This window comes from Gilliamella sp. GillExp13 (genome assembly GCF_001690815.1).
GTDB lineage: Bacteria > Pseudomonadota > Gammaproteobacteria > Enterobacterales > Orbaceae > Gilliamella > Gilliamella bombi.
Window position 1 is genome coordinate 1 of record NZ_LZHJ01000152.1, and the last position, 12,735, is coordinate 12,735.

Sequence of the window (12,735 nt, forward strand, 5' to 3'; positions counted from 1 at the left end):
GTGCCCACGTTTTACGGGCCTTTGTGGGCACTAAAGCTTTTTTATGATTTCTTCCTGAAGCTGTGATTTTAAGCTCAGCTCGGCAAACATCTGCTTAAGTTTGCGGTTTTCAGCCTCCAGCTCTTTTAAGCGTTTGATATCCGAAGTTTCCATGCCGCCGTATTTTTCCCGCCATTTATAAAAAGTTGAATTACCCATACCATATTTACGGCAGAGTTCCTTGACAGGAATACCTGCTTCAGCTTCTTTTAAAATAGCGACGATTTGATGTTCAGTCATTTTTTTCATCATTAAATCCCCTTTTACTTTTATCATAGAGAATTTTCTACTTTTTTGCTGTACTATTTTAGGGGAGAGTTACATGGGCTATCTCTTTTTTATTCTTTCCGGCTTGTAATAATACGAAAATTTGGTATCTTTCCTTCCTAGAAAGGTGATTATAATACATAGCAATCTCCAAACTGTGGTGGTGCGAAGGTGCTAGTATAAATCACCTTTCTACTTTCTTCACTCCACCGTGTTTAAAATTGCACTTCATGTTTGAATCCAGGTTTTTGTGTAAATGACTTAATATATAGGTCTTTTCACAAAAAACATTTAAGTGGATTATTGATTTTATTGAATTTTTTTGATTATGCAAACATGAGCAATTATAAATAATACCAAACAAAGAATAGTATTATTGTAACTGAATTAAATCTTATAAATTAAATAATATTTAAGTTAAAAAGGAAAATATTATGAGCGTAGTAAAGAAACCACCAGTAAAATGGTTGCCACTTATCATTATTGTGGTAATTTCAGCGATATTTTGGTTGTTTGTATCTTCACCTGAAGGTATTAGTCAAGAGGGTTGGCAAACCAGCATCATTTTTGTTGCAACAATTGCCAGTATTGTTGCCGAAATAATGCCAATTGGCGCAATTGGTCTATTAGCAATTACTGTTTTTGCTGTATTGAGACCATCTGGTGCAACAACAGCGACTGAGTCAATAAAAATCTCGTTAAGCGAATTAAATAGTAGTCTTATTTGGTTAATTGTTATTGCCTTTATGATCGCTCGTGGTTTTATCAAAACAGGTTTAAGTAAACGAATAGCCTATTATCTTGTTAAAATTTTGGGTAAAAATACCTTAGGACTTGCTTATGGTTTATCCGTTACTGATATTGCATTGGCACCAGCTATTCCAAGTACAACAGCACGTGCTGGCGGAGTTATTTATCCAATAGCGGAAGCGCTAGCAATTAATTTTAAATCCAATCCTAAAGATGAATCAAGAAACCGTATAGGTACTTTTTTAATGCTAACTATTAGCCATGTAAATGATATCACCTCGGCAATGTTTCTAACGGCATTTACAGGAAATTTATTAGCCGCTAAATTAGTTACAACATCACTAGGTATTACATTAGGGTGGGGGGAATGGTTTGTTGCAGCAATTGGGCCATGTTTAGTTTCATTCGTTGTGATACCTTTGGTGATTTACTTTCTGACTAATCCAGAATTAAAAAGAACACCGGAAGCGCCAAAATTAGCGGCTGAAGAATTAAAGAAAATGGGGGTAATTACTGTTAAAGAAATCATTATGGGTGTTACTGTTGTACTTTTGTTAGCGCTTTGGATTTTTGGTAAAAACTTCGGTATTGATTCAACAACTACTGCGTTTATTGGCTTAACTATTTTGATCTTATCTGGTGTATTAAGCTGGGATGATATTAAAGGAGAAAAAGCTGCCTGGGACACATTAATTTGGTTTGCGGCATTACTTATGATGGCGGGGCAAGTTAATAAACTTGGTGTAACAAAATGGTTAGGGGACACAATAGGTGTAGTTGTACAAGGTCATTTAGGTGAAAGTAGTTGGGTATTAGTTTTAGTTATTTTATGTGTTGCCTATGTTTATTTACATTATTTCTTTGCAAGTGGAAATGCTCATATTGCTGCATTATTTCCCGTTTTCTTATCGATCGCTATTGCCTTAGGCGTACCAACTCTAACTGCAATTTTTGCGTTGGTTATTTGTACTAACTACTTTGGATCAATTACACAGTTTGCAAATGCTCGAAATCCACTATTATTTGCCGAAGGTTTTGTGCCAGTAAAAACTTGGTGGAAAGTTGGGTTTATTTGTAGTATTGTAAATTTAATTATCGTATTTACTGTTGGAATTTTATGGTGGAAGATAATAGGTCTGGATTAATAGTTATGTAACTATCCTCTAAAATAATATATATTCCACCTTGAATCATTAAAAAAGTTATTGGTACTGTGAATTTTAATCAATAAATTTTATAAGTGATAGTAGTAGAAATTAACGTCATTTCAGAACATTTAATGTAATAAAATGGCTTTAATTGTGAAGTGTTAGGTATTGATATTGCGGTCAGCTTACCAATAATTATCCGCTATTTGGACAAGCTGACTAAATATCATGGTCATCTAGTAAAAATATGAGTAGTGAAAAAAGAGACTATTTACTTAGTGAGATAATATTTTCCTTGATATGGCAAGAGCAGTTGTGAAATTTGATAAATCAGTACGTACATCAACTCCATTTAATTCACTATTTTTAAATTGAAAATTTGAGGATAACATGCACATAATTAAAAATTTATGTGATGACCTTAATTTGCCATATGGCGATCGATTTACTCAGGATTGGGCTTATGAGTTACCAGATCAATATCGAACAAAATATTGGTTAAATAAATATATTTTTGCATATTTATATAATGGATATTCTTCAATAGAAAAAAAAGAATTAATGATTTTATCTCTCGATGTTTGTAACGATTTAATTTCTTCGGGATTAAACCCTAATGATAAAGTTATTCAGAAGGTTTTAAATATTCTTTTTAACAATTATAAGAATTATGAGGATTTAATTAATTATTGGGCATTAGATAGTGCACCATTAATAGATTGTTTTGCATTAACACCTATAATAAGAGAATTAAAATATCAAAATTATTTACAGCATTACTAAATTCTTTGTGCAGTATAAAATTTATTGACACTACAAAGCGCCTTATTTTTAGGTATAATGATGGCTATTATATAGAATAGTGGAGGTGGTTTGATATGTGTTTTTATTAATAATTAATAATTTATTTTTTAAAATGGAAACCTAAGCTATCATAAAGCTTTTCCTTTTCAAGCGTTAATAGCTATCTATCTTTACCTCTTGATCACAATTAATGATATTAAAACAAAGCAAAACTATATTTTTTATCTATCAATGTTTTACAGTTAATTAGATATTGATTGTTATAAAATTTCAACATTAATTTTAGGTAATCGGCTTTTTATTTAACGACTATAGGTATTAAGATGAATTCATATTTATTACTTTTTTTTGCAATTATTTGTGAAGTTGTTGCAACTTCTTCATTAAAACTATCTGATGGATTTACCAATCTTATTTATTCCATCATTACCATTGTGGGCTATAGCGCTTCGTTTTATTTACTATCATTAGCACTAAAAACTATTCCCGTAGGTATTGCTTATGCTATCTGGTCTGGAATTGGAATTGTATTTATAAGCTTAATTGCATGGATTTTTCTAAAACAAACTTTAGATTTTGCAGCTTTAGTTGGCATGGGGTTTATTATGTTTGGTGTTGTGATTATTAATTTATTTTCAAAAGTATCAGGGTATTGATTAATCGTAAATTAACTATAGGATAAATCCAAATAAAACTGTTCAATAAAATGAATGAGATCAGATTAAAATTAGGAAAGTATGAAATTTATTAATCGATATCATTCTCAATTTCAAATTCAATTTTTTTAATTGCTTGTTCACAACGGTAAATTCGGTTATCAAGTGCGGCAATTTTGCTTTGATTGATAATTTCGGGCGATAGCTCTAGCTCGTATTTCATATCTTGTAGTCGGCGCAAATAATCTAGGTGGCGCATATGTTTTTGGGCTAGGGTTTCTGCAATAATATTTTGGAACCCTTTTGGGCGTAGGTTTTGGGTTGCTAGTTCACGCGTTAGGGCAGCAATTTGGTTAACTAACTTGTCAGATAAAAAAGTTATTTGTTCAACTTTTTCTAATTTTATATTAGCAACTAACACTTGATAAGTTTGTTTGATTTTTTCAAGGTAAAATGTTTTATCTGTTACAATTTTATTCGTTTGAAATAGTTGCTCGTCAAAATAAGGTTCTTGAAATTGTTGATCATTTGCTAAATTAATTTGCTGTTCTAATTTGTCAATTTGCTTTCGTAGTATAGTGAGTAAATTTGCCATTGTGATTATTCTTTATAATAAGTTGAGCTATCATTGTCTTGACCGAAATAATCACCTAAATGTAATTTGGCTAGGTTGATAATTTTCATAAATGCTTCAAATGTTAATTTATTGTCTTCTATACTATTTTTTTCGGCAATAATTTTTTTAGCAATTAATTTTATTTTTAATTGGTTATAACAGTCAATTAAATTAAGCGGTAAGGGTGATAGAGCACGTTTTCCTAACCAAAATATTCCTTGCAAGGGCATGCTTAAGGTAAATAGTATGGTTATTATTGTTACAGCAATTTGTGCCGGCATGAAATACTGCCAAAGGAGTAAGCCAATAGTGATAGGAGGCAAGTATTTATTTGCGGTTTTTATGTAGTTAATAATTTTTAATTCAGGAAATGAATGTATTAATTGTTTGTCTACTGGGCAAAGCTTCATATACCTTTGACCAGCTTTAAATGTGGTTATTAAATTCATATTATTGTGATTCCTCGACATTCACTTCTTATTGTCTTAAAATAGTGTCATTCAAATTGGGGACTCTCTCTATTTTATCTCAAAAAACAAGATATCAGAAGTCACCTTAGCGTAGTCACATTGATTTTAAATCATGTGTTGAGTTACCAATTTTGATTGGTATATGTCTTTATTATTCAATTTATAGGAATTACTATGTCATCAAGTAATAACGCTCTTGTTCTTAATTGCGGAAGTTCATCATTAAAATTTGCCATTATAAACCCTGAAAATGGTGATGAGTTTTTATCTGGTTTAGCTGAATGTTTTCATCTTCCTGATGCTCGTATTAAGTGGAAGCTTGATGGTGTTAAAAACGAAGCTTCTTTAGGAGCTGGTGCAGCACACAGTGAAGCAATTCGTTTTATTGTTAATAGCATCTTTCCACAAAAGCCAGAATTATTAGATAGCATTAAATCGATTGGTCACCGTATTGTTCATGGTGGCGAAAAATATACCCAGTCAGTTGTTATTGATGATTCAGTATTAAAAGGAATTGAAGAAGCATCTGCTTTTGCACCGTTACATAATCCTGCACATTTAATCGGTATTCGTGAAGCATTTGCTGCGTTCCCACACCTAAAAACTAAAAACGTTGCAGTGTTTGATACTGCATTCCATACAACAATGCCAAAAGAAGCTTATCTATATGCTCTTCCAAACGAACTTTATACTAAACACGGTGTTCGTCGTTATGGTGCGCATGGTACTAGCCATTATTATGTTAGTCGCGAAGCTGCTAAATTATTAAATAAACCAGTTGACCAAACTAATGTTATTACTTGTCATTTAGGTAATGGCGCATCAATTACAGCTGTTAAAAATGGTAAATGTGTTGAAACTTCAATGGGGTTAACTCCGCTTGAAGGCTTGGTGATGGGTACACGTAGTGGTGATATTGATCCAGCGATTATGTTCTTCTTACATGATAACTTAAAAATGTCTGTTGCTGATATTAATAACCTTTTAAACAAAAAATCTGGTTTATTAGGTTTGACTGGTGTGAGCAGCGATTGCCGTTATGTAACCGATAATTACGATAAAGACGAAAATGCTAAAAATGCTTTAGATGTTTTTGTTCATCGCCTAGTAAAATATATCGGCGGTTATGCTATGCTTTTAGATGGTCGTTTAGATGCTATAGTATTTACTGGAGGTATCGGTGAAAACTCAGAAGAAGTGCGTCGTATGGCATTACAAAAATTAGGTATTCTTGGTTTTGAACTTGATCAAGAACGTAACCTTGCAGCTCGTTTTGGTAACGGTGGCAAAATTACTAAAGATGGTTCAGCTATTGCGATGGTTATTCCAACCAATGAAGAACTTGTCATTGCTCAAGATGCTGCGCGTCTAACTGCTTAATAAATATTCAAAACCGCCTAAATGGCGGTTTGTTTTTATACAATAAAGATTTAAGAGGTAATAATTATGTCTCGTACAATTATGCTCATTCCAACTGGCACTAATGTCGGGTTAACAGGTGTGAGTCTGGGCGTTATTCGAGCTATGGAGCGTCAAGGTATTAATTTAAATGTGTTTAAACCTGTCGCGCAACCAAGAGCTGGTAGCGATGCGCCAGATAATACCACAACCCTAGTGAGCAACAATACATCAATTCCAACACTAAAACCGCTTAAAATGAGCCATGTTGAAAACCTATTAGGTTTAAATCAACAAGATGTGTTAATGGAAGAAATCGTTGCCCTTTATGCCGAAAATACTAAAGGAGCTGATGTTGTTTTAGTTGAAGGTATTGTGCCAACATCTGATTATCCTTTTGCTAATGAACTTAATAATAATATTGCTAAAACTCTTGGCGCCGAAATTATTTTTGTAGTTAATATGGGCAAAGATACGCCAGAACAACTTAGAGATCGTATCGAAATTGCTCGTTCTAACTTTGGTGGTATTAAAAATGATAAAATCGTTGGTGTGATTGTTAATAAAGTCAATGCGCCAGTTGAAGAGCAGAATCTTGCTCGTCCTGATGTTGCTGAAATTTATCATACCCCTAAATTTGATGATAAGAAAATTACTATCGATGATTTAAATGCACACATTCCATTGCCTGTTCTTGGTTGTATTCCTTGGAATATTGATCTAAGTGCTTGTCGTGCTATAGATATTGCTAAGCATTTTGATGCAAAAATCATTAACGAAGGTTGTATTAAAAATCGTCGTATTAAACATGTGTCTTTCTGCTCTCGCAGCGTACCAAATATTATTAACCACCTACAACCAAATGCACTTTTAGTGACTTCTGCTGATCGTGCTGATGTGCTAGTTACTATCAGTTTAGCGGCAATGAATGGTGTGGCAATTGGTGGTGTACTCCTAACTGGTGGTTATGAAATCGACGATAAAATTGCAAAATTATGCCAACCAGCATTTGATACTGGTTTACCTGTATTTACGGTTAAAACCAACACTTTCCAGACATCGATTAGTCTACAACAATTTAATTTAGAAATTCCTGCTGACGATAAAGAACGTATGGAAAATACCCAAAATTATGTGGCTGACCATATCGATGCTAAATGGGTTAAATCATTAAATGAAGTGGTGAATTCTGCACGTCGTCTGTCTCCTCCGGCATTCCGTTATCAATTAACTGAACTTGCGCGTAATGCAAAAAAGGTAGTGGTATTACCAGAAGGTGATGAACCAAGAACGGTTAAAGCAGCCGCAATTTGTGCTGAGCGTAATATCGCTAAATGTGTATTAATTGGGAATCCGGACGAAGTGCGTAAAGTTGCCGCTTCACAAGGCGTAACTTTAGGGCAAGGTGTTGAAATTGTTGATCCTGAATTAATTCGTGAAAAGTATGTACCTCGTTTAGTTGAATTACGTAAAAATAAAGGCATGACAGAAGTAATTGCTCGTGAGCAATTAGCTGATAACGTAGTACTTGGTACAATGATGCTTGAAGCAAATGAAGTTGATGGTTTAGTGTCAGGTGCTGTGCATACAACCGCTAATACTATCCGTCCACCATTACAATTAATTAAAACTGCCCCAGGTAGTTCACTTGTTTCATCAGTATTCTTTATGTTAATGCCTGATCAGGTATATATTTATGGTGACTGTGCAATTAATCCAGATCCAAATGCACAAGAGTTAGCCGAAATTGCCATTCAGTCGGCTGATACAGCAATCGCCTTTGGTATTGAACCTCGCGTTGCGATGCTTTCATACTCAACAGGTAGCTCTGGTCAAGGTGCTGATGTTGAAAAAGTGAAAGAAGCAACTCGCATTGCTCAAGAAAAACGTCCTGATCTAATGATTGACGGCCCATTACAATATGATGCAGCGGTAATGCCTGATGTAGCTAAATCAAAGGCGCCTAATTCACAAGTTGCAGGTAAAGCTACAGTGTTTATTTTCCCTGATCTTAATACAGGTAATACCACATATAAAGCAGTACAACGTTCAGCGGATCTTGTTTCGATTGGTCCTATGCTACAAGGCATGCGTAAACCTGTGAATGATTTGTCTCGTGGTGCATTAGTTGATGATATTGTTTACACTATTGCATTAACCGCAATTCAATCAGCACAAGAACAAAACGCTGCAAAATAAGTTTAGCAAAACGTTTTAACTAACGATAAAAGGTGATGCAATATCACCTTTTTAATTAAATTTAGCCAACAAGTAATAGTTTTTTAAAGCTTGAGTTATAGCGATTCAGTTTTAAAGTATTTTGTTCTAGAAATTTGCGACAAGGTTTTCAAAAACTTATTTTAAGTCAAGTCCAAGCATTCAAAGTTGATAAAAACAATAAATAATAAAAATTTATAAATGATTTTATCCCTCCATGTTGTTTTTTAATAGTGTTAATAACATTTTCATAAATTGTTCTTTATCATCTTGTAATATGGAAAAAAAATCTTTATCTATTTGTTCAACCAAAGGTACAGTTTCATTTGCTTTATTCAATCCTTTTTGGGTTAATTGAATGGATTTTGCTCGACTATCTTTAATTGAGCAAGAGCGTTTTATATAATTCCTTTTTTCTAAATTCTCTAATATTTGGGAAATTGTCATCACATCGATATTTGTTTTATTTGATAAAATAACTTGTGTTATTTCGTCTGGCCGCTGTGATAGATAAGCAAGAGTTGCAAGCACTATAAATTGGGGATGAGTGATAGACTGTTTTTTCAAGCAATTTTTGATATTCGTATGCCAGGACGAATAAGTTTTCATAAAAACAAAACCAATAGATTCAGAATCAGTTCGGAATTGAGTCAAAAACTTATTGTCCTTTTTCATAATTTACCCTTCAACTAAGCCATTTAATTTGTAAGTTTTATCTATAATATCATCTGAAATCTGTTTTATAAAATCATAGGATGCTTTAGTATCCATTTTTGGATCCGGTTTTAGAGAAATTTCTGATTTTAATACATATTGATTATGCGATATTTCCATAATTTGATGTGAGAAAAACAGTAAACCTATTTCAGGCATATCAAATTGTTCTGTAAATTCCTGCTCATCAATAATCTTTGATAAAGTCACTTCCATTTCTGGTATATTTTGTAATTTGAAAATACCTTTAGCCCCTGTTTTTAAGTCACCAAATATACGAAAGTCTTCAAGATCAGTTTCCCATAATTTTCTCAAATTAAGCTCAGTATAGTATTGCCAAATTTGAGTTGGTTTAGCTTTGGTTGGTAATATGAAAGAAATTGAAATGGTATTCATAACGTCTCCTTTTAATAAGTTTACTTATCAATTAAGTAAAGAAAATTCAATTCTTTGATCTGTTGACTTATTACAAGGTTAATTTGATGAACATTTTATTGAATTTTGTAATAAGCCTGGATTCCAAAATTATTAACAATATAAAATATTTATAGTTGTTTTTAATTAATGCTCTCAATTTAATCGGTAAATGATACAATAGCATCCTAATTTTGTAATAGTTTATAGTTTAGGAATAAAATTGATGAAAAAAGACATCCACCAACAACGCATATTGATCCTTGATTTTGGTTCTCAAGTTACCCAGTTAATCGCTCGCCGAATTCGTGAAATTGGTGTGTATTGTGAACTGTGGCCGTGGGATGTATCAGAAGAGAAAATCAAACAATTTAATCCTAAGGGTATTATTTTATCAGGTGGTCCTGAAAGTACCACCGATGCTAATAGTCCTCGTGCTCCCGAGTATGTTTTTAATGCTGGCGTACCTGTTTTGGGTATTTGTTATGGCATGCAGACTATGGCAATTCAAGTTGGTAAGGGCGGTCAAGTCACTGGTTCTAACCAACGTGAATTTGGTTATGCTAAAGTGGATCTTATTGGATCGTCAAAATTAACTGATGGTATTTTTGATAGCGCAAGTGAACAAGGCGTTAATCAACTTGATGTTTGGATGAGCCACGGTGATAAAGTAACAGCATTGCCTGATAGTTTCACACTGATTGGGTGTACTGAAACTTGCCCATTTGCTATTATGGCTAATGACGAAAAACAATTTTATGGCGTTCAATTTCATCCAGAAGTAACTCATACTGTAAAAGGTTTCGAGTTATTGCAACGTTTTGTGATTGATATTTGTCACTGCGAAAAACTTTGGACACCATCTTCAATTATTACCGATGCTATTGCTCGAATTAAAGAACAGGTTGGCAATGACAAAGTATTACTTGGCTTATCAGGAGGGGTTGATTCTTCTGTTACAGCATTGTTATTACACCAAGCTATCGGAGATCAATTAACTTGTGTATTTGTTGATCATGGTTTGTTACGCTTGAACGAAGCTCAACAAGTTATGGATATGTTTAGTAATAAATTTGGCTTAAATATCATAGCTGTAAATGCTGAAGACCGCTTTTTAGCTGCACTAAAAGGTGAAGCAGATCCTGAAGCAAAACGTAAAATTATCGGGCGTGAATTTGTTGCTGTATTTGATGAAGAGGCGGCAAAATTAAAAGATGTAAAATGGTTAGCTCAAGGTACTATCTATCCAGATGTTATTGAATCAGCTGCTGCTGATACTGGCAAAGCCCATGTAATTAAATCACACCATAATGTAGGCGGATTACCAGAAGATATGAAAATGGGCTTAGTTGAGCCACTGCGCGAATTATTTAAAGATGAAGTCCGTAAAGTTGGTTTAGAACTTGGTTTACCTTATGACATGCTTTACCGTCATCCATTCCCTGGTCCAGGTCTTGGCGTGCGTGTACTTGGTGAGGTTAAAAAAGAGTATTGCGACTTGTTACGTCAAGCTGATGCTATTTTTATTGAAGAACTTTATAAAGCTGATCTATACCACAAAGTAAGTCAAGCCTTTACTGTGTTCTTACCTGTTCGTTCAGTAGGTGTAATGGGGGATGGTCGTAAATATGATTGGGTTGTATCCTTGCGTGCAGTTGAAACCATCGACTTTATGACGGCTCATTGGGCTCAGTTACCTTATGACTTCCTAGGACGAGTTTCAAATCGAATTATCAACGAAGTTAATGGTATTTCTCGTGTCGTATATGATATAAGCGGAAAACCGCCAGCGACTATTGAATGGGAATAATTGTATTTAATATCACGTAATCCCATATTGTCTTTTTTTTGTTATTTTAAGCCTTGTTTATCAAGGCTTTTTAACCTCATTTAATCCCACTTAAACTCAACTTTTTTAGTGGAATCTTTAATCAGGAATAAATACACTAACAAAAACTAAGTTTAAATTAGTAAAACAAAAGGAAAAAATAAAAATTCCATTTTGATTGTATGTTGCATTTTCTAAAATTGGGATAAAATCCTTTTCCAAATTAGGTATTTGATAAGCGCATTATTTACTAGAATTATTTACAGTAATTTGAGAAACTACTGTAATGAATATAAACAAAACTAACTCCTTGTCACAGACAAGAGATATGTCGCTTATATCACAAAGAAAAAATAACGGTGTCTGATTAGATAAAATGTCAGATTAAGTTTGAGCTACTGCAAATTAATATCTTACAAAGCCCTGTTACAATATAGATTAAATCGTAAGATATTCCTTTAGAACCAACACATACACCAGATAGTATCTTACCAAACTTAATTAGTTTGAATCTTGCTTGTAATGGCGTCCCCTACAGGATTCGAACCTGTGACCTACGGCTTAGAAGGCCGTTGCTCTATCCAGCTGAGCTAAGGAGACTTAGATAGGTTTCTTATTTAGATGTTGTGTATTATATAAAGCTATTTCGATACGTCAATGATTTTTAATGGCCTATTATATCGGATAGATAAAATATCATCAATTTGGTTTTTTATTAGAGTCGTTGATGTTTTGTTTTAATCATAAACTTTCTTTACATTTTTAACTGTTAGCAAATTATATAATATACCTATGTAATTAAATGTCGAATATTGTTGTTAATAATATTCAGTTTTTTATACATTCTAGTAATTAATTTTGGCATAGTAATATCTCGTTATGATTTAGTTAAATGATGACTTATAATGCTTTTTTAGCAATCTTTTCCAGTAGACTGTTATTATTGTAAATGCCCCAAACTTAGTACACAACTCACGTAGAAAATTAAGCTGCTTGTTTTAGTGTTTTATACTCAATCGGTGTCATGTTATTTAATGCCTCATGCGGTCTTTCGGTGTTATAAATCGTTAGCCATTCTTCGGTTATTCACCTAGCTTGTGCTAAGTTGTTAAAAATATATAAATCAAGTACTTCAGTACGATAGGTACGATTAAATCGTTCAATATAACCATTTTGATAAGGGCTACCGGGCTTTATATAATCAATGGCTATATCATGTGATTTAGCCCAGTTTATAAAGTTTTTTCCTGTAAATTCTGGCCCATTATCGACCCGTATTTTTAATGGATATCCATGATATTCGGCCAGTTTATCTAAGTAACGGGTAATCCTTCCTGCTGGTAAGCTGACTGCAATATCAATACCTAACGCCTCACGATTAAAGTCATCGATGACATTGAATGTCCTAAAGCGA

General features: G+C 33.4%; 11 protein-coding genes, 1 tRNA gene and 2 pseudogenes. 6 read left to right on the top strand and 8 right to left on the bottom strand.

The genetic code is table 11. From position 1 onward, the window contains the following. Positions 1-36: 36 nt before the first annotated feature. Together A9G37_RS10895 and A9G37_RS13110 are read right to left on the bottom strand one after the other, a co-directional pair. Positions 37-291, bottom strand: a pseudogene (locus A9G37_RS10895) (transposase); the annotation flags it as partial. A 55-nt stretch (positions 292-346) separates the two neighbouring features. Further along, positions 347-448 carry a helix-turn-helix domain-containing protein gene (locus A9G37_RS13110; protein ID WP_141671189.1) on the bottom strand — a complete coding sequence of 34 codons (102 nt, stop codon included), beginning with the start codon at positions 446-448 and terminating at the stop codon, positions 347-349. Positions 449-740: 292 nt separating this feature from the next. On the opposite strand from A9G37_RS13110, the gene A9G37_RS10900 reads away from it, so the two are divergent. The 3 genes from A9G37_RS10900 to A9G37_RS10910 all read left to right on the top strand — a co-directional run bounded on the left by A9G37_RS10900 (position 741) and on the right by A9G37_RS10910 (position 3,664). Beyond that, positions 741-2,201 (top strand): DASS family sodium-coupled anion symporter, encoded by a 1,461-nt coding sequence (locus tag A9G37_RS10900; protein ID WP_065575511.1) that lies wholly within the window; start codon positions 741-743, stop codon positions 2,199-2,201. A 393-nt stretch (positions 2,202-2,594) separates the two neighbouring features. Then, positions 2,595-2,987 carry a hypothetical protein gene (locus A9G37_RS10905; RefSeq protein WP_065575512.1) on the top strand — a complete coding sequence of 131 codons (393 nt, stop codon included), beginning with the start codon at positions 2,595-2,597 and terminating at the stop codon, positions 2,985-2,987. A 344-nt stretch (positions 2,988-3,331) separates the two neighbouring features. Further along, on the top strand, positions 3,332-3,664 hold the full coding sequence (locus tag A9G37_RS10910) for a DMT family transporter (RefSeq protein ID WP_065575513.1): 333 nt from the start codon (positions 3,332-3,334) through the stop codon (positions 3,662-3,664). A 91-nt stretch (positions 3,665-3,755) separates the two neighbouring features. Here A9G37_RS10910 and priC read toward each other — a convergent pair whose 3' ends face one another. Both priC and yfbV read right to left on the bottom strand, forming a co-directional pair. Continuing rightward, a complete protein-coding gene (gene priC, locus A9G37_RS10915) occupies positions 3,756-4,259 on the bottom strand; it encodes a primosomal replication protein PriC (RefSeq protein WP_081297742.1) in 504 nt (167 codons plus the stop codon). Positions 4,260-4,264: 5 nt separating this feature from the next. Beyond that, the gene (gene yfbV, locus A9G37_RS10920; protein ID WP_065575515.1) at positions 4,265-4,729 is read right to left on the bottom strand and encodes a terminus macrodomain insulation protein YfbV; all 465 of its coding nucleotides are present in this window, start codon (positions 4,727-4,729) and stop codon (positions 4,265-4,267) included. A 195-nt stretch (positions 4,730-4,924) separates the two neighbouring features. Here yfbV and A9G37_RS10925 point away from each other — a divergent pair, with 195 nt between their 5' ends. Next, positions 4,925-6,130 carry an acetate kinase gene (locus tag A9G37_RS10925; protein WP_034910610.1) on the top strand — a complete coding sequence of 402 codons (1,206 nt, stop codon included), beginning with the start codon at positions 4,925-4,927 and terminating at the stop codon, positions 6,128-6,130. Between the two features lie 66 nt (positions 6,131-6,196). Beyond that, a complete protein-coding gene (pta, locus tag A9G37_RS10930; protein ID WP_065575516.1) occupies positions 6,197-8,347 on the top strand; it encodes a phosphate acetyltransferase in 2,151 nt (716 codons plus the stop codon). Positions 8,348-8,572: 225 nt separating this feature from the next. Here pta and A9G37_RS10935 read toward each other — a convergent pair whose 3' ends face one another. Both A9G37_RS10935 and A9G37_RS10940 read right to left on the bottom strand, forming a co-directional pair. Beyond that, a complete protein-coding gene (locus A9G37_RS10935) occupies positions 8,573-9,040 on the bottom strand; it encodes a MarR family winged helix-turn-helix transcriptional regulator (RefSeq protein ID WP_065575517.1) in 468 nt (155 codons plus the stop codon). 3 nt (positions 9,041-9,043) lie between these two features. Further along, positions 9,044-9,475, bottom strand: coding sequence for a hypothetical protein (locus A9G37_RS10940; RefSeq protein ID WP_034910617.1), 432 nt, complete (start codon positions 9,473-9,475; stop codon positions 9,044-9,046). Between the two features lie 244 nt (positions 9,476-9,719). Here A9G37_RS10940 and guaA point away from each other — a divergent pair, with 244 nt between their 5' ends. Next, positions 9,720-11,303, top strand: coding sequence for a glutamine-hydrolyzing GMP synthase (guaA, locus tag A9G37_RS10945; protein WP_065575518.1), 1,584 nt, complete (start codon positions 9,720-9,722; stop codon positions 11,301-11,303). Positions 11,304-11,844: 541 nt separating this feature from the next. On the opposite strand, the gene A9G37_RS10950 is transcribed toward guaA, so the two are convergent. Both A9G37_RS10950 and A9G37_RS10955 read right to left on the bottom strand, forming a co-directional pair. Further along, positions 11,845-11,921, bottom strand: a tRNA-Arg gene (locus A9G37_RS10950). Between the two features lie 384 nt (positions 11,922-12,305). Beyond that, positions 12,306-12,735: pseudogene (locus A9G37_RS10955) on the bottom strand (integrase core domain-containing protein); the annotation flags it as partial.